This is a genomic window from Streptomyces sp. NPDC127117, from assembly GCF_042677325.1.
In the GTDB taxonomy this organism is placed as follows: domain Bacteria; phylum Actinomycetota; class Actinomycetes; order Streptomycetales; family Streptomycetaceae; genus Streptomyces.
The window spans coordinates 20,642-36,421 of the sequence record NZ_JBHXTM010000051.1 but is presented as its reverse complement, the minus strand read 5'-3'; the positions used below and the strand labels follow the sequence as shown (position 1 = coordinate 36,421).

Genomic DNA, 15,780 nt, shown 5'->3' with positions numbered 1-15,780 from the left:
CAGCGTGGGCCGTCACCCGTCGCAGGGGTGTACCGACTGCGGCCGTGCGCGAAGCCTCAGAGGATCACGTCGATGAGCATGAACACAGCCATCGCGAGCAGCAGGGCGGCGAAAGTCCGTTGCAGGGCGGCGCCGGAGAGCTTGGCTGCCAGCCGCTTGCCGTCCCAGGCGCCGAGGACGGCGGCGCCCACGAACGGACCGAAAATCGCGAGGTCGAGGGACATTCCTCCGGCGGCTGCGCGGCTGGCGAGGGACGCAACCGAGTTGATGAGGACGACCACGAGGCTGGTGCCGACGGCCGTCCGCATCGGCAGGCGGAGCACCGACACCAGGGCGGGTACGGCAAGGAAGCCGCCGCCGACACCCAGCAACCCGGTCACCGCACCCAGGCCGGCTCCGGCCGCTCCGGTGCGCAGGTACCCGGCCCGGGCGACAGTCCTCCCGTGGCTGTCGGCGGTGTCGGCGCCGCCCGCCTCTTCCGGCGTGTGACCGCCCGCGCGCTGTGCGGTCACGCTGGTTCCGCCGGCTGCCTGGACGACGGTCGCATCCGCAGGCCCGGGCGGGCCGGAGAGGGACGCGCCGGACCCCACCGCCGGCTCGGATGCGGTGGCCTGCGAGGCCGCCTCGGACGCAGAGGTCTGGCGGGTGTGCACCGCGCGAAGACCACGCAGCATCACCACGGCGGCGAAAGCGGCCAGGACGGCGAACGCAGTGGTCAGCACGGTCTGCGGGATGCGGTGGGCGAGCATGGACGCCCCGATGGCGGGTACCACGCCAGCCGCGGCGAACAGGACGCCGGTCCGCCAGCGGATGTTGCCGGTGCCGACGTGGCGGACGAGGGCGATGACGGAGGTGACGGTGACGACGACCAGACTGGTGGTCCCCGCGTCGGCGGGTGCGACGCCCAGGAGATACACCAGGGCCGGGACCGCGAGCACACCGCCGCCACCGCCGAGCGCGCCGAGAGCCAGGCCGACCACGGCTCCGCAGAGCAGGGCGAGGATCAGCACGCTCACGCCGGGACGCCACCCGGGGTCGTGTCGGCGGGGTACTCGACCTCACCGCGCCAGGCGGAGAAGCCGCCGCGCAGGTCGGTGGTGTCGAAGCCGCGGGCGCGCAGTACGGACGCGGCCACCGATGAGCGGTTGCCGCTCGCGCAGAACACGGTCAGCGGCTGGTCGGTCGGCAGCTCGCCCAGGCGGCCGACCAGTTCGGGCAGCGGGATGAGACGAGCGCCGGGGATGGTGCCGCTTTCACGTATTTCGCCCAGGCCACGCACGTCCAGCAGCTCGAAGCCGTCCGCGTCCTTGGCGAGCCGGTCATCGAGGCCGGTGGCCTCCGCGCGCACGGCGGCGGTCAGGTATTCGGCGCCGACGGCGTCAACCGGGGTCGTCAAGGCGCCGAGGACGCGGTCGAAGCCGATGCGGGCGAGCCGGTTGCGGGCCTCGCGCGCGGTGGCCGGGTCGCCGCACAGGATGATGCTGTCCTGGGCGTCGAGCACCTCGCCGGCGAGCTCCGCGAAGCGCCCGCCGAGGGGGACGTTGACCGCGCCAGGCAGGTGGGCGGAGGTGAACGACTCCGGATCCCGCATGTCCAGGACGATGGCGCCGCGCGCCCGGGCGTCGAGGAAGGCGGCCGGGTCGAGGGAGACGACGTGGGTGTTTTCGTCCAGGACTGGACGGGCTTGGCGATTGCGCACGGATGTGAACGCGAAGTAGGCGGGCGCGGCGGGCTGGCCTTCGGTCACAACGGAGACGAACTCGCCCTCGGTCATGTCGGCCAGGGCGTAGTTGTTCAGACGCTGGTTGCCGATCGTGCAGCTCAGCTCGGTCGAGAGGTTCTTGCCGCAAGCCGAGCCGGCCCCGTGCGCCGGGTAGACACGTGTGTCGTCGGGGAGAGTGAGCAGGCGCTCCCGGGTGGAGTGGTACAGCGCGCGAGCCATGTCCTCGGCGGACCGGCCGCGGGCGCTGAGCAGGTCGGGACGGCCGACGTCGCCGATGAACAGCGTGTCTCCGGTGAGGACACCGTAGGGGATGGCGTCGTCGGCATGTTCGCGCACGACGACGCAGATCGACTCGGGGGTGTGGCCAGGGGTGTGCAGGATCTCCAGGTCGACCTCGCCGAGGCTGAGGTGCTCGCCATCATCCAGGGGGTCGGTGTCGAAGTCGAGCGTGCCGGCGGAGCCATAGGAGATGCGGGCGCCGGTGCGCTCGGCCAGCTCCAGGTGACCGGAGAGGAAGTCGGCGTGGATGTGGGTCTCGAGGACCCGCTCGATGGTCAGGCCGTGACGCTCGGCGGTGGAGATGTAGTCGTTGACATCGCGTTGCGGATCGACCACGACGGCCCGGCCGGTGGTGCGGTCGCCGACGAGGTACGAGGCGTGGGAGAGGCAGTCGAGGTAGAACTGCACGAAGACCAGCGGTCCGGTGTGGTTCGTCATGACGGGCTCCTGATGATGAGCGGTGACGGTGCGCCGGGGCATCGGGCCGGGGGCGCGGGTGACAGGCGAGCCGTGCGCCGTCTGTGCAGCGCGGCGACGGCAAGGTGGCCAGAAGCAGAGTGGCGATGTACGCCGGGGCCGGGACCGCGGGTGCAACCCCGCTGGTTCTCCGGCCGGTGCAGCGGTCGGATTCCCGCTTTCGGGCGTCGGATCAAGCGAGTCCGCGGAGCATGAGGTTCCAGTAGAGGAACGGCAGGCCACGCCGCTTGAGGTACCACATGTCGGTGCGTTCGCGGATGGTGTTGATCACCGGGATCGACGGGGTGGGCTGACCGCTGTAGTCGAACTCGGCGAGCAGCATCTTGTTGCGGGCCGTGGTCAGCGGGCATGAGGAGTAGCCGTGGTAGGCGGCGGTGGGTTCCCGGCCGTTCATCGAGGCCAGGAGATTCGCGACGACTACGGGCGCCTGCTTGCGCACGGCCGCGCCGGTCTTGGAGTTCGGGGACGATCCGACGTCTCCGAGGGCCCAGACGTTGGGGTACCTGACGTGTCGCATGGTGTGCTTGTCGATCTCGACGTAGCCGGCCGGGTCGTCTGCTCCAGCGAGGGGGCTGCGCTTGATCCATTCCGGGGCGCTCTGCGGTGGGACGAGGTGGGCCATGTCGTACGGCAGAGTCTTCCTGCCTCCGGTGCCCAGCTCGGTGACGACCACCTCACGGGCCTCGGGACGCACCTCGGTGACTTCGCTTCCGTAGTGGACGTTGATGCCGTACCGGCGGACCACGTCATCGAGCACGCGCGCGAACTCCGGAACTCCGAAGATGGCGGCACCGGGTATCACGAGGTGGACGTCGATCTTGCCGAGGACACCCTGTTCCCGCCAGTAGTCGGCGGCGAGGTATGCGACCTTCTGCGGGGCACCGCCGCACTTGATGGCTCCCGTCGGCATGCTGAACACCGCGCTGCCCGAGCGGGTTCCGCGGATGAAGCGCCAGGTCGCGGGAGCAGTGTGCGGCAGGTAATTGCTCGACAGGCCGTCCTTGCCGAGCCCGGCCTCCAGGCCCGGCACCCGATCCCAGTCCAGCTGGATGCCGGGACAGACCACCAGGTGGTCATAGGAGACGGTGCCGGTGTCATCCAGCGTCACCGTCTGGGCTTCGGCGTCGATGGAGACCGCGGAGCGGCGGATCCACCGCACGCCCTTCGGCATCACGGTCTCCTGCGGGCGGACGCTCTCCTTCAGCGGCGCTCGTCCGCCGCCTACCAGCGTCCACAACGGTTGGTAGTAGTGGTGAAGGCTCGGGTCGAGCACTGCGACGTCCTTTTCACCGGCGCGGCGGAGCCGAGCCGCGACCGAGATACCTGCGGTCCCGCCGCCGATGATCACGGTCCGGTGGTGCTGCTTGGTCACCAAGGGAACCCTCCCGATCAAATGTACGTACATTCACGTTAGGTGGCCCGGCGCCGACAAGCAAGCCACCCTTGGAAGAATCACAGAATTTGTACGTACATTTAGATGCGGTCTCAGCTGAGCGCCCCTCCGCCTCACGCGCGGCCGGGCCCCTCTTCTCCCTGGCCCGGGCGGCACGCCCCGCTCTCCAGCAAGGTCTCCGCCGCAATCCGGTGCTCAAGCTTCCCAGCGGGAGACCTTCTCGCCGCCGAAGGCCAGGTGTCCATGGCCGAGCGCGGCAGCCGCTCGGCCACCTCCTTGGCGCAGGTGGCGAGGCTGCGGCCGCTGGAGGTCCGTACGGCCGCGAGCAGGCGCCGGGAGCGCACGCTCGTTGAAATGAACGTAGCGGCAAGGACACGGAGTTGGGCCCCGCCGACCTGCCCGGCGGGCGGGAGGCAACGCCGAGGCAACACCTGTTCCCCTTCCTCTCACGGCCGTCCGGCCGATTCCTTGAGTCGGTGCAGATCGACCGCTTCTGCCGCGTCCTGGACGGCACCCACCCCAACCCCTCCTGACCGGCCGCCCACCTGCCACACGCCGCGTTCCTCGCCGCCGCCTACGCCTCCTGGGCCACCGCCCGCCCCGCCGATCCGAAGGAGTACCTGGTATGAACGACTCCCCGCTTGCCCTGCTCGGCGGCGAACCCGCCCTCAGCCTCCCGGGGCGTCGACGAAGGCGAAAGCCTGACCGAGGCCCTGCGGCGGGAAGTCGCCGAGGAGACCGGCCTGCCGGTTGCCGCCGTGGTCGACTACCTCGGCCACTTCGACCACCGCTCGGGCAGCGGACGCGCCACCCGCCGGTTCAACTTCACCGCCACCGTCACCGAGGCCGACGAGACGGTGAAGCTCACCGGGATGCGGTGTACTGCGAGCCGGCCTGAGCGGCCCGAGCCCACCGTGACCAGCGCCTGACCTGAACACGGGCAGCAAAGGCGGGCCACGCAGCGGCCGGGCGCGGACCTTACGCTGCCGTTCCTCGCCGGTGCTGGGCCTCGTCAGGATCACCGATCGGCATGGTCGGCGAGTCATCCTCACCCCGGTTCCGTCCCTCGACCAGGCTGTCGTACGCCCAGTCCTCACAGCACCTCTCGCACCAAAGCTCCCCAGGCGCGACTTTCACCAGGTCGTCAGGCATTGATAGGCCATGGCACTTCCCGCAGCGTCCGCCCATGGGTTCGACGGTCCGTCACCGTTCCGCCCCTGGGGAGGGGCCAGGTAGGGCGCACAGGCGCTCAAGTCCAGCTCCGGACCATTCTCTGCACCACGCGGCACGCCGGCCACAGACGGTCCAGAGCTGCGCATTACAGGTCGTGCTTGATCGGCAATCATCCTGCGTGGTGCAGCCATGGCCGGCGAGCGTGGGCACCGGTTGTCAGTGCTCCGTGCCACGCTGTCCTCAGCCTGGCGGTGACCTCACCTCGAAGCCGATGCCGCCGCCGGGCAACACCATGTGACGACCAGCGCATATGACCACCTGCCACACCCGCTTTCTCTGCGGACATGAGGTGGCATCAGTCCCTACCCCTTCTACCGTCGCACCTGAATGAGCGCGTGTGTTCCGCTCGTACGCCAGGCAGCCCCGGACCGTTCGAGCGCGTCCAGTACCCCCTGCTCCAAGCCGACGATGACGTCGGACTTCAGAGTCCGGAACGCCGCAACGGACCCCGGGAAGTACGCGGTCAGATCCGCGAAGGGCACCATGGCGTCCCACAGCTGGTCGCCCACCAGGCGACGGTAGTTGAGGTCGCCCTTCAGGATGGTGAGCGTGGCACTCTCGAACTCGTCGCGAAGGTCCTCGGGCATCTCCTCGTACGGTAGCGGAGCGCAGAAGAACGAGTGGGTGCGGACCTCCAGGCTTCCTGCCTCCATGGCCTTCCACAGCCGACCGCCGATCCGGCCGGCTTCGCTGGGCGCCTCGGTGAGGCGACGGAGGCAATCGACGACGTCAGCCGTCATCGCATCGGAGACGTAGTAGGGGTGAGGCTTGACGTGAAGTACGACCTGTTCGGCATGCCGCTGTTCGAGAAGGTGGTCGATGAGGATCAGATCCGGGATGAGCTCACGCCCCGCGTTGTCCGCCACCAGGGCGACGGTGGAGGACGCCCCGACGGGCAGAAGCTGCCAGAGCAAGGCGCTGTCGTCGGCGACCAGCGTGGAGGCAACGGCATCACCGACCGCCGGCTCCCCCGCCAGGACGCGGAAGCCGAGGTCCGCGCGGTTGCCCCAGAGCGAGGCGTGGAGCAGTGCCGCAGCCCGCTCGTCCGCCGGTGCGCTCGCGAGCGCGTCCAGGGCCCGCAGCTCCTCCTCCACAAAGTCGCCTCGCAGTTCAGCCTGCTTGAGCGGCGCGAACGGATCGACTCCCTGCCATGGGCCGGTGCCGAAGTACCCGACCGCACCGAGGAGTCTGCGGTAGAAGTAGCTCTCCGCCCACAGGAACGGGGCGTCGTACCACGAGCGCCCGGAGTGCTCCTGCCCCCAGTCCGCCCAGCGCTCACGGTCGTGCTCCCCAGGGGCGAGCGGTTCGATGACACCGTTGGTGATCTCGTCCAGCAGGGCGTCGAGGGCCTCCTGCTGTCGGCGGCCGTACGGGAAGGCGTCTCGTACCCGCTGAATGAGGGCAGGGTGGCGCTTGGCCAGCACACCCCAGGCGAACGAGCCGGGCTCGTTGCTCAGGATGACCGGCGCGCCAGTCGCATCACCCGAGGTGCGGGAGGTCTTCTCCGTCATGGTGCCCAAGCCCTTCGCATTTCGCTCAGTGTCCGTGATCGTCAAGGACGCGACGTCGGCCGCACTTCCTACCAGCAACGCGCCGGTCGCGGGTTCGAAGGCCGCGCAGTGCAGTGAGGCGTCCCCTCGGACCTTGGCGATCTGCCGATGCTCGGTGAGCGACCACACCCGCACCATGCCGTCCGCCGCAGCCAGCACAAGGCGGTCCTCGTCGCTCATGAAGCCCAGCACGAGGATGCGGCCCGTGTGGCCGGAAGGGTGAGGGGGAACCGGTCCGTCCCCAGGTGGCATACCGCGATGCCGCCGGTTCCCGCCCCGCCGACGCCGGTGGCGACGATGACGTACCGAGCCGTGAGCCGGGCACCGGCGTCGAGCGTGACGGTCACGTGGTCCTTGTAGGCGTGGAGTTCGGTGACCTGTCGGCCGAGTTCGAGGCGGCACAGCTCCGTGCTCTTCAGTTCCGCGACGATGGAGTCGGCCAGTTCGGGGCCGCTGGTGCAGCCGCCGAGGACGTTGTTCAGGGCCGGGATGCGATAGAGGTTGCGGCACAGTGTGTCCGGCTCGATCAGGATCGAGCGCATGCCGACGCTGGCGGCCATACGGGCGGCGGCGCAGCCCGCCGGACCGCCGCCGATGATGATCAAGTCCGCGTCGTGGATGGTGGGTGAACCGGCACGGGGCGGTGTGTCGGCCATGGGGCTATTCCAGCACTGCGGCCCCGGCGTGCGCCGTGAGCTGTCCCACCACATGTTCGCTGGAGACAAGTTGGCCAGTTCCGATCAGCCGGCGGGCGACGACGAGCCCGGCGTCGTGAACGTCGGGGCCGGCGTCGCTGGCGCAGGCATCGGTGGCGATCCAGGGGGCGTAGCCGTGCTCGAAGGCATCGGTGGCGGACTTCAGGACACAGCTCTCGGTGGCGATTCCACAGAAGACCAGGTCGGTCCAACCGGTCTGGCGGATCATTTCGGTGGCCTCGTTCGTGAAGAGCGTGTATCCGGTCTTGTCGATCACCGCGTGGGAGCGGGCGGCCGCTTCGGCGAGCTCGGGGACGAGGTCGGTCTCGGGTGGCTCCTGGAGCCGGTGCCATTGGAAGAAGCGCTCGTAGGGGCTGTCCGGGTAGTTGAAATAGCGGGTGAAGAGCACGGGTCGGCCAGCAGCGGACCATTGGGCGACCAGATCCGAGACAGCTGGCACGGCGTGGCGGCTGTGGTGGTTCACGAAGCCGTTCTGCATGTCGATCACGACCAGTGCGGCGCTGCTGATGTCCATCCGGTGTCTCTCCTGCCCAGGGTTCTCAGCCGACGCTCTCGCGTAGAGCGTCCTGTGCGGCGCGCAGCCGTTCGGCCAGCCCGCTGGTCTTCATGATGGCCTCCCGCATGAGGACGTGTTGTGCGGTCTCCTGGGCGCGGGCGGTGGTGAGCCGGGAGGTGGCGGCGCGCAGGAAGCGCCACCGTACTGCTCGGGCATGGAGGGGTCCTGGCCGTCCTCGATCATCTGCTGGACCTGGTGGGTGAAGCACCACAGGGCCTGGACGGTCAGTTCACAGGTGACCAGCTCATCGATGGTGAGGCCGCGCTCGCGGGAGTGGGAGGCGTAGGCGACGCCGGACCAGCCGGCGTAGGCGGTGGAGACTCCCCGTACGCCGAGGGACACGATGTCCGGGTGGTCGAAGCCCGTCCGAGGAGCGATGCCTCGACCGTGCCGTCCAGGGGCGCGGGCCCGCCCTGGGCGCCGCGGTCTACCAGGACCGAGGGTGTGGACAGCAGGCGCAGGGCGGTGTCGTAGGCGTCTCCGGTCCAGGGAACGGAGGTGAGCCAGTACAGGGAGAGGACGTACTCGGGGTTGGGGATGCGGTGGTGGTCCTCGTCCAGGAGGTCGCGGAACTTGTCCCGCGCCCAGGGCAGGTCGGAGGCGTACGAGCGGTAGCGCCGGACGGCGAGATCGGTGAGCGCGGGAGGCTCGTGCGGTTGGACGAGGTGGAAGACGGCGGCCCGCACGCGAAGACGTGCAGAACGCAGTCCTGCGCTGTGCGTTCCTGATCATTGACGTATCCCGGCGAGAACAGGGCCGAATCCGCCAGCTCGCCGATGTCGGCCATCCCCGAGACCGGACCTTGGCCGCGTGGGACGTGGATGCTTCGGCGGAGGTCTCGGAGTTGTCCGAGGGCCAGGGGCGAGTTCGTCGCGGGCCGTTCGCTGTACGCCCCGGCGTGCGCTCTCGTCGAGGCCGACCGTGCGCGGCCCGGCACGGCCGAGCACCTTGCCGTGTTGCCGGGCATCACCGTTCTGGACCTGGATCTGGCCGCGGCTCTGGCCCTCGCCCGGCAGAACACGTGGGCGGCGGCCCACAGCCAGTACGCGGCGCAGCCCACCCCGGACCGCCCGGACGGAGCGATCATCGCCACCACGGCCCCGAAGCGGTGGGAGGACGAGCCGGTGCGCGTACTGGTTCTCAACGCCTGAACCGGGTCCGTGCCCCGCTCACGAGGGCACGGGGAGAGCTGTGGACGGCTGACGTTCCGGGCCGGTGAGACCGGCCGGCCTCAGTCCCCGCGTCCTTTCGATGTCCGGCTCGCCCAGAGTCAGAAGAAGATCACCACATGGTTCACTTTTGATCCGCCGTCAGAAGGTCAGCGTTCGGTCGTCGTCGAGAGCTCTCCGCGCGAGCGGAGGTGAGCCGGATGACAATCACATCACCTCGAAGTCGACCGGTCCACCGTCATCCATGCGTGGGAGGAGTCGGTCGTCCCCGGCATGCTCCGGACCGCGGACTACGCGCGTGCGATCTTCCTTCGGTACGTAGAGTTGTACGGTTCGGCTCGTGACACCGACGACGCTGTCCGGGCTCGTATGCGTCGCGGAGAGTGGCTTTACGCGGCAGGCCGAAAGCTTCATGCGCTACGTCACTTCGCCGCGGTGGTGTGAGCGTCGTTCGGTTCTCGCGTCGAGGGCGCTGCGCGCGGCGTTGCGGATGTCGGATGTCAAGGACCCCCGCTTTCAGGCCGGCCGGCGTGCCAGAAGCCCATGATCACCGGCCTGGCGTCAATCGTCGTACCGCTGTGCCTCAAAGCCGATCTCACGTTCTGAGGGTGGCGTCCGTCTACGGGGTGAGAGAGGGGAGACGCGGATGATTACTCGACACGTCGTGATCGAGACGTACCTTGGGCCGATCACGATCGTCGCCAAGGGCGAGACGATCAGCGGCCTGTACTTCCGGCACCATGTCCGCCGGCCCGCGCAGGAAGCGTTCGGTCCCGAGGTCGGCTCCGCGACGGACCCGCTGCTGAACGAGGCGGTCCACCAGTTGTGCGACTACCTGGCGGGGCGACGCAGGGCCTTCGACCTTCCGCTCGAAGCCGAGGGCGACGCGTTCCAGCATGCCGTCTGGGACATCGTGAAGAGCATCCAGTGCGGGGACACGACCACCTACGGCCGTATCGCCGAGCAGGTCGGAGGCAGCGGTCTCGCGCAGAAGGTCGGGCAGGCCGTGGGTGCGAACCCGCTGTGCGTCTTTGTCCCGTGCCACCGCGTCGTCGGCTCCACCGGGGCTCTGACGGGGTACGCCGGCGGGCTGAAGCGCAAGCAGGCGCTGCTGGAGCTTGAGGAGCCGCCCGCGGGCGACGCCGGACGGTTGTTCTGACCGGGAATCTCACGTTTGCCGCCGCACGTACGTCTTCAATGGGATGGACATGAAACAACCGTTCGAAAGTGTGGTGGCGCAGCACGGCGCGACCGTGCTGCGCGTCTGCCGGGTCGTTCTCGGCCCGCATGATGCGGACGACGCTTGGTCGGAGACTTTCCTGGCCGCCATGCGCGCCTACCCCGATCTGCCGGAGACGGCGAACGTGGAGGCGTGGCTGGTGACGATCGCGCACCGCAAGGCGATCGACGTGCTGCGTGCCGCGAAAAGGAATCCCCTGCCGGTCGACGAGGTACCGGAACCGCCGGCAAGGCAGAGCGTCGTGGACACCGAGGCCGCCGGCCTGTGGTCCGTGGTGAAGGAACTGCCCAGCAAGCAGCGCCAGGCCATCGCCTACCGGTATGTGGCGGGGCTGGCGTACGCCGAGATCGCGGAGATCCTCGGCGGCACCGTCGAGGCGGCCCGAAGAGCCGCCGCGGACGGGCTGAAGAATCTCAGGAAACATTATCCGGGCGCGATCACGAAAGGAGCATCGTCGTGAGCGACATGCGCAACGATGACGACATGGCCGTCCTGCTGTCGGCACCCGTGGACGCCGGCACTCTCAGCCGCCTCCACCGCCGTCTGGAGCAGGCCGCGGAGCAAGCCGACCTGATCGATGTCGCCTACACGACCATCGACTCGCCCGTCGGCAAACTGCTGCTCGCCGCCACCCCGAAGGGGCTGGTCCGCGTGGCGTACGCCGGCGAGGACCACGACCGGGTCCTGGAAACCCTCGGCCACAAGCTCAGCCCGCGGATCCTGCGCGCCCCGAAGCGGCTGGAGGAGGCAACCCGCGAGATCGACGAGTATTTCGCCCGCCGCCGCCGGGTCTTCGACGTGCCGCTGGACCTGTCCCTGTCGCACGGGTTCCGGCGCCTGGTGCAGACGCATCTGCCCGAGATCGGCTACGGCCAGACCCGCAGCTACCGCGACATGGCCGAGCTCGTCGGCAACCCCAGGGCCGTCCGGGCGGTGGGCACCGCCTGCGCGACCAACCCGCTGCCGATCGTCGTCCCCTGCCACCGCGTGCTGCGCACCGACGGCACCCTCGGCGGCTACATCGGCGGGCTCGCCGCCAAGACCACGCTGCTGGACCTGGAGGCCGCCGCATGAGCACCACGACAGCGACCAGGAAGAAGAAGACGGACCGCTGGCACCAGCGTGTCGAGTCCGGTGACTGGAAGGCAATCACCGCGGAGGTCGACGAGTACGGCGGCGCGCTGCTGCCGCAGCTGCTGACCCCTGAGGAGACCGCGGAGATCAGGGAGCTGTACGAGCAGGACGGCCTGTTCCGCAGCACCGTCGACATGGGCCGGCACCGCTTCGGTGAGGGCCAGTACCGGTACTTCAACACGCCGTACCCGCAACCGGTCGAACGGCTCAAGCAGGCGCTGTACCCGAAGCTGCTGCCCATCGCCCGCGACTGGTGGACCAGGCTGGGCAGGCCCGCGCCGTGGCCGGACTCGTTCGACGAATGGCTGCGGATGTGCCACGACGCCGGCCAGACGAAGTCCACGGCGATCCTGCTGCGCTACCGGGAGAAGGACTGGAACGCCCTGCACCGCGATCTGTACGGCGACCTCGTGTTCCCGCTGCAGGTCGTGATCAACCTCAACGAGCCCGGGGTGGATCACACGGGCGGCGAGTTCCTGCTCCTGGAACAGCGCCCGCGCGCCCAGTCCCGGGGCACGTCCACGCTGCTGCCGCACGGCCACGGATACCTGTTCACCACCCGCGACCGGCCCGTCCGCTCCGCCCGCGGATGGTCCGCCGCACCGGTCCGTCACGGCGTGTCCGCCATCCGGTCCGGCGAACGCCACACCCTGGCCCTCGTCTTCCACGACGCCGCATGAGCGACACGATGGACACCTACACCCTCCTGGGGGCCGACGGCCGGCCCTACCGGTCGCCGGCCAAGGGAAAGTGGGGCGGCCACCAGGGCTCGAAGATCTACGGACGGCTCGATTGCCCCGCCGCACTGCGCGCCATCGCCCGCAGCGGCTACGTGAGGCACCGGGTCTTCTTCGTCGATGAGGCCACCGCCGTCGCCGCCGGGTTCCGGCCCTGCGGCACCTGCTGCAAGGACCGCTACCAGCGGTGGAAGACAGCCCGAGAGAAGGGCCGACCATGGACCCCCTGACCAGCCCCCTGCTGAAGAGGCCGGCGAGCCACGACACGGACCTGAAGGCCACGACCGCCGAGGCCGAGGCCATCGTCCGGCTGGCACACACCCGCCGCGCCCACACCATCATGATCGGTTCGGGCCGCACCCCGCACGCACTGGAGAGCGCGCACCTGATCGAATCGGCCTGGGGCCGTGCGGGAGGCACGACCCTCGCCACGATCACCTGGCCCGAGACCGGGGCCTCCTGGCTGCGCCACGCGTCACGGTTCGCCGCCGCCAACCCCGACCTGTGGGTGATGACCGGCCCGCCGACCGGCTGGGCGCAGATGACCCGGCGGCTGCTGTGGTCGACACCGTGGCGCCCCGAACGCACCCTGGCCACCGCCGCGATCGGCGATCCGCGCACGCTCGCGCTCGTCGGCCTGATCAATCTGAACGGCCTGGCCGGCACAACCGCCCACGGCACCAGCTGGCTTGTCGAGGACGACACCCTCCAGTACCCCGCCCGCACACAGGAGGGGCCATGACAGCGCTGTTCACTCCGCAGCTCCCCGAACGCGGCGCGCAGGAGATCACCCCGGGCGCCACCCACGTCCCGAACTGGCTGCCCCTGGAACAGCAGCAGTGGATCGCACACCGGTTCCACGAATGGGCACAAGGCCCCGTCCCCCTGCGCGCCGCGACGGTCCGAGGACACCAGATGTCCGTGCGCACCGTGTGCCTGGGCTGGCACTGGCAGCCGTACAAGTACACGCGAGACGCCGCCGACGTGAATGGAGCCCGTGTCCTTCCGTTCCCCGACTGGATGATCCGGCTGGGGCGCCGTGCCCTTCAGGCCACCGGACACGACATGGCCACGATCGACTCGTACACGCCCGACACCGCGCTGGTGAACCACTACGACACCAGTGCCCGCCTGGGAATGCACCAGGACAAGGACGAGGAATCCCGCGCCCCGGTCGTGTCGCTGTCCATCGGCGACACCTGCACGTTCCGCTTCGGCAACACCGAAGGCCGGGCAAAACCCTATACGGATCTGCTGCTGGCCTCCGGTGACCTCTTCGTCTTCGGCGGACCCGCCCGCCTCGCCTACCACGGTGTCCCCAGGGTGCATCAGGACACCGCCCCCGCAGGGTGCGGCATCAGCAGCGGCCGGATCAACATCACGATGCGCATGACAGGGCTCGACGGATAACCACATGACACAGGAAACCAGTCCCACCACCGCCGACCCCGGCGTCGTCATCGGAACGGACGGGCTCGCCCGCCCCGCATGGGCAGCCGTCGACCCCCTGCTGCGCGACTACTACGACGGTGAATGGGGCATGCCGGTCACCGACGAACACGGCGTCTACGAGCGCGTCAGCCTCGAAGGCTTCCAGGCGGGCCTGTCCTGGGCGACGATCCTGCGCAAACGACCCGCGTTCCGCGAGGCGTTCAACGACTTCGACCCGGACGTGATCGCCGCCTACACCGAGAGCGACGTCGAACGGCTGATGGCCGACGCCGGCATCGTACGCAACCGGCAGAAGATCCAGGCGGCCGTCACCAACGCCCGCGCCACCATCGAACTGCGCGGTGACATGGGCCTGGCCGACCTGGTGTGGTCCTTCCAGCCCGAAACCACCCCCCGCCCCCGGGCCTTCGCGGAGATCCCCACGAAGTCGGCCGAGTCCATCGCGCTGTCGAAGGAACTGCGACGCCGCGGCTTCGTCTTCGTCGGCCCGACCACCATGTACGCGCTCATGGAAGCGATCGGCATCGTCGACACCCACCTGCTGGACTCGCACCGGCGCGGCAGCTCCGGGATCTGGACCTCGTGACCCTGCTCCGCCTCTTCCCCCAGGGCCCCACCGACTGCGAGACCGCGCTGCGGACGCCGGCCGCCCACGCGATCCCGGGAGCCGAGGAAACGGATGTTCCGGGCCGCGTCCACACCCGGCTCCTGCACCACGCGGGAGCGCCGGTGCGGGTGACGGTGACCTTTGCCGAGGACCAGATCACCGTCGGCCTGCCCGACGAGATCCCCGACCCCGACGGCCTGGCAGCGCCGATCCGCCGCTGGCTGGACCTCGACTCCGACACCGCACGGATCGCCGACGCCCTCGCCACCGACCCGCTGATCCGCCCGCTGGTCGAGCACCGGCCCGGCATCCGGCTCATCGGCTACCCCGCCGAATTCGAAGCGGTCATCACGACAGTCGTCGGCCAGCAGGTCTCGCTCGCCGCGGCCCGCACCTTCATGGGCAGACTCGTCATCGCCTACGGGACGTCGGCAGCCGGGCTGAGGACCCTGCCCGCACCACGGGAACTCGCGGCGATCCCCGGTACCGAACTCCAGACGGCCGTCGGCCTCACTCACTCACGCACCCGCACCCTGCGCACCGTCGCCCAGAGATGGGCGGACGGATTCACCCTCGCGCACCTCACCACCGACGAAGCACGCGGGGCCCTGCTCGAACTCCCCGGCATGGGCCCCTGGACCGCGGACCACCTCACCGTGCGCGCACTGCAGCACCCCGACACCTTCGTCCCGGCGACCTGGTCGCCCGCAGAGCGCTCGGATCCGTCACCACCGACCAGGCACGGTCCATCGCGGAGCGGTGGGCGCCATGGCGCTCCTACGCGCTCATGTACCTGTGGGCGGACGCCGCCTACACACCGCCCGGGAAGAAAAGAACGCGCGTCTGAAGCCAGATCCTGAAGCCAGATCCGGATCTCACACTTCCGAGCGAACCGACGTCTTCCTTGTGCCGGGAGGCAACCTTCCGGCGCCGCTGACTTCTGGTCAGCGCAGCGTGCCCGTGGCCGTCACGCGCCCGACGGCCACGGGCATCGCCGCAACAAGAAACGCGCAGGAGGAAGACGAATGGCCGACCGGCAGAGCAAGACATACGACCTGACCGCCTTCGATTCCCATGAATACGGGCCGCAGAAGCGGCGCGCGACCGCTGCCGAATACTCCTTCCCGAACCTCTCGGAAGAAAGAGCCCGATCGGCCCAGCTCGGCGCGGCGGTCGGAGACCTCCTCCAGTCCGCCATGTTCTTCGGCGGAATCGACGTACTGCCTTTCACGATCCGCGGCGAAAACCTCGTCGTCGTAGCGTGCCGTGCCAGCCAACCGGTCGGCATTTCGGTCATCGACCCGACCGGCGACACCGCCCGCGACGTCGTGACATGGATGGAACCCACCCAGGAGGAATGGGTGGCGCACGTGCTCAAGATCGAACTCCTGCGCAACGCCCGCGCGGCAGGCATCGACCACGTGCTCGTCCGAAGCGGCACAACGGCGGAGACCATCTACGAGGCCCTCGGCCTGCACCCCGTCGAGACAACCCCCTGACCGAAGGCATCAAGT

Annotated in this window: 18 protein-coding genes and 2 pseudogenes; 13 read left to right on the top strand and 7 right to left on the bottom strand. The window is 69.4% G+C overall.

Going from position 1 to position 15,780, the window contains the following annotated elements:
- Positions 1-56: 56 nt before the first annotated feature.
- The 3 genes from ACFVH0_RS32455 to ACFVH0_RS32445 form a co-directional block, all read right to left on the bottom strand.
- On the bottom strand, positions 57-1,016 hold the full coding sequence (locus ACFVH0_RS32455; protein ID WP_385826090.1) for a sulfite exporter TauE/SafE family protein: 960 nt from the start codon (positions 1,014-1,016) through the stop codon (positions 57-59).
- Positions 1,013-2,440, bottom strand: a complete 1,428-nt coding sequence (locus tag ACFVH0_RS32450; RefSeq protein ID WP_385826088.1) for a rhodanese-like domain-containing protein — start codon at positions 2,438-2,440, stop codon at positions 1,013-1,015. Before ACFVH0_RS32450 ends, ACFVH0_RS32455 begins: the two co-directional genes overlap by 4 nt.
- Positions 2,441-2,651: 211 nt before the next feature.
- Complete coding sequence (locus tag ACFVH0_RS32445; RefSeq protein WP_385826086.1) at positions 2,652-3,854, bottom strand: FAD-dependent oxidoreductase; 1,203 nt, start codon at positions 3,852-3,854, stop codon at positions 2,652-2,654.
- A gap of 659 nt (positions 3,855-4,513) precedes the next feature.
- Here ACFVH0_RS32445 and ACFVH0_RS32440 point away from each other — a divergent pair.
- On the top strand, positions 4,514-4,801 hold the full coding sequence (locus ACFVH0_RS32440; protein WP_385826084.1) for an NUDIX domain-containing protein: 288 nt from the start codon (positions 4,514-4,516) through the stop codon (positions 4,799-4,801).
- A 615-nt stretch (positions 4,802-5,416) separates the two neighbouring features.
- On the opposite strand, the gene ACFVH0_RS32435 is transcribed toward ACFVH0_RS32440, so the two are convergent.
- The 4 genes and pseudogenes from ACFVH0_RS32435 to ACFVH0_RS32420 form a co-directional block, all read right to left on the bottom strand.
- Positions 5,417-6,616 carry a damage-control phosphatase ARMT1 family protein gene (locus ACFVH0_RS32435; protein WP_385826137.1) on the bottom strand — a complete coding sequence of 400 codons (1,200 nt, stop codon included), beginning with the start codon at positions 6,614-6,616 and terminating at the stop codon, positions 5,417-5,419.
- Positions 6,617-6,933: 317 nt separating this feature from the next.
- Positions 6,934-7,311 (bottom strand): annotated as a pseudogene (locus ACFVH0_RS32430) (FAD-dependent oxidoreductase); the annotation flags it as partial.
- 4 nt (positions 7,312-7,315) lie between these two features.
- A complete protein-coding gene (locus ACFVH0_RS32425) occupies positions 7,316-7,885 on the bottom strand; it encodes an isochorismatase family cysteine hydrolase (protein ID WP_385826083.1) in 570 nt (189 codons plus the stop codon).
- A gap of 266 nt (positions 7,886-8,151) precedes the next feature.
- Positions 8,152-8,613: a hypothetical protein gene (locus ACFVH0_RS32420; protein WP_385826081.1), complete on the bottom strand. Its 462-nt coding sequence runs from the start codon at positions 8,611-8,613 to the stop codon at positions 8,152-8,154.
- A gap of 135 nt (positions 8,614-8,748) precedes the next feature.
- Here ACFVH0_RS32420 and ACFVH0_RS32415 point away from each other — a divergent pair, with 135 nt between their 5' ends.
- The 12 genes and pseudogenes from ACFVH0_RS32415 to ACFVH0_RS32360 all read left to right on the top strand — a co-directional run bounded on the left by ACFVH0_RS32415 (position 8,749) and on the right by ACFVH0_RS32360 (position 15,765).
- A complete protein-coding gene (locus ACFVH0_RS32415) occupies positions 8,749-9,078 on the top strand; it encodes a hypothetical protein (protein ID WP_385826079.1) in 330 nt (109 codons plus the stop codon).
- A 255-nt stretch (positions 9,079-9,333) separates the two neighbouring features.
- Positions 9,334-9,540, top strand: a pseudogene (locus ACFVH0_RS32410) (Scr1 family TA system antitoxin-like transcriptional regulator); the annotation flags it as partial.
- A 202-nt stretch (positions 9,541-9,742) separates the two neighbouring features.
- Entirely contained in the window at positions 9,743-10,255 is a 513-nt protein-coding gene (locus ACFVH0_RS32405) for a methylated-DNA--[protein]-cysteine S-methyltransferase (RefSeq protein ID WP_385826077.1), read from the top strand.
- 70 nt (positions 10,256-10,325) lie between these two features.
- Positions 10,326-10,796 carry an RNA polymerase sigma factor gene (locus tag ACFVH0_RS32400; RefSeq protein ID WP_385826075.1) on the top strand — a complete coding sequence of 157 codons (471 nt, stop codon included), beginning with the start codon at positions 10,326-10,328 and terminating at the stop codon, positions 10,794-10,796.
- Between the two features lie 5 nt (positions 10,797-10,801).
- Positions 10,802-11,410 (top strand): methylated-DNA--[protein]-cysteine S-methyltransferase, encoded by a 609-nt coding sequence (locus tag ACFVH0_RS32395; RefSeq protein ID WP_385826135.1) that lies wholly within the window; start codon positions 10,802-10,804, stop codon positions 11,408-11,410.
- Positions 11,407-12,150, top strand: coding sequence for a 2OG-Fe(II) oxygenase (locus ACFVH0_RS32390; protein ID WP_385826073.1), 744 nt, complete (start codon positions 11,407-11,409; stop codon positions 12,148-12,150). Before ACFVH0_RS32395 ends, ACFVH0_RS32390 begins: the two co-directional genes overlap by 4 nt.
- Entirely contained in the window at positions 12,147-12,437 is a 291-nt protein-coding gene (locus ACFVH0_RS32385) for an Ada metal-binding domain-containing protein (protein WP_385826071.1), read from the top strand. Before ACFVH0_RS32390 ends, ACFVH0_RS32385 begins: the two co-directional genes overlap by 4 nt.
- Complete coding sequence (locus tag ACFVH0_RS32380; protein ID WP_385826070.1) at positions 12,425-12,949, top strand: hypothetical protein; 525 nt, start codon at positions 12,425-12,427, stop codon at positions 12,947-12,949. The genes ACFVH0_RS32385 and ACFVH0_RS32380 overlap by 13 nt, the downstream gene beginning before the upstream one ends.
- Positions 12,946-13,617, top strand: coding sequence for an alpha-ketoglutarate-dependent dioxygenase AlkB family protein (locus tag ACFVH0_RS32375; RefSeq protein WP_385826068.1), 672 nt, complete (start codon positions 12,946-12,948; stop codon positions 13,615-13,617). The genes ACFVH0_RS32380 and ACFVH0_RS32375 overlap by 4 nt, the downstream gene beginning before the upstream one ends.
- A 4-nt stretch (positions 13,618-13,621) precedes the next feature.
- A complete protein-coding gene (locus ACFVH0_RS32370; protein WP_385826066.1) occupies positions 13,622-14,245 on the top strand; it encodes a DNA-3-methyladenine glycosylase I in 624 nt (207 codons plus the stop codon).
- A complete protein-coding gene (locus ACFVH0_RS32365) occupies positions 14,242-15,126 on the top strand; it encodes a DNA-3-methyladenine glycosylase family protein (RefSeq protein WP_385826064.1) in 885 nt (294 codons plus the stop codon). The genes ACFVH0_RS32370 and ACFVH0_RS32365 overlap by 4 nt, the downstream gene beginning before the upstream one ends.
- 165 nt (positions 15,127-15,291) lie before the next feature.
- Entirely contained in the window at positions 15,292-15,765 is a 474-nt protein-coding gene (locus ACFVH0_RS32360) for a hypothetical protein (RefSeq protein WP_385826062.1), read from the top strand.
- Positions 15,766-15,780: the final 15 nt, after the last annotated feature.

Excerpts from the sequence above, each read along its gene's own strand:
- ACFVH0_RS32450 (WP_385826088.1), bottom strand. The coding sequence starts at position 2,440 with ATGACGAACCACACCGGACCGCTGGTCTTCGTGCAGTTCTACCTCGAC.
- ACFVH0_RS32435 (WP_385826137.1), bottom strand. The coding sequence starts at position 6,616 with ATGACGGAGAAGACCTCCCGCACCTCGGGTGATGCGACTGGCGCGCCG.
- ACFVH0_RS32425 (WP_385826083.1), bottom strand. The coding sequence starts at position 7,885 with ATGGACATCAGCAGCGCCGCACTGGTCGTGATCGACATGCAGAACGGC.
- ACFVH0_RS32415 (WP_385826079.1), top strand. The coding sequence starts at position 8,749 with ATGCTTCGGCGGAGGTCTCGGAGTTGTCCGAGGGCCAGGGGCGAGTTC.
- ACFVH0_RS32405 (WP_385826077.1), top strand. The coding sequence starts at position 9,743 with ATGATTACTCGACACGTCGTGATCGAGACGTACCTTGGGCCGATCACG.
- ACFVH0_RS32395 (WP_385826135.1), top strand. The coding sequence starts at position 10,802 with ATGCGCAACGATGACGACATGGCCGTCCTGCTGTCGGCACCCGTGGAC.
- ACFVH0_RS32390 (WP_385826073.1), top strand. The coding sequence starts at position 11,407 with ATGAGCACCACGACAGCGACCAGGAAGAAGAAGACGGACCGCTGGCAC.
- ACFVH0_RS32385 (WP_385826071.1), top strand. The coding sequence starts at position 12,147 with ATGAGCGACACGATGGACACCTACACCCTCCTGGGGGCCGACGGCCGG.
- ACFVH0_RS32380 (WP_385826070.1), top strand. The coding sequence starts at position 12,425 with ATGGACCCCCTGACCAGCCCCCTGCTGAAGAGGCCGGCGAGCCACGAC.
- ACFVH0_RS32375 (WP_385826068.1), top strand. The coding sequence starts at position 12,946 with ATGACAGCGCTGTTCACTCCGCAGCTCCCCGAACGCGGCGCGCAGGAG.
- ACFVH0_RS32370 (WP_385826066.1), top strand. The coding sequence starts at position 13,622 with ATGACACAGGAAACCAGTCCCACCACCGCCGACCCCGGCGTCGTCATC.
- ACFVH0_RS32360 (WP_385826062.1), top strand. The coding sequence starts at position 15,292 with ATGGCCGACCGGCAGAGCAAGACATACGACCTGACCGCCTTCGATTCC.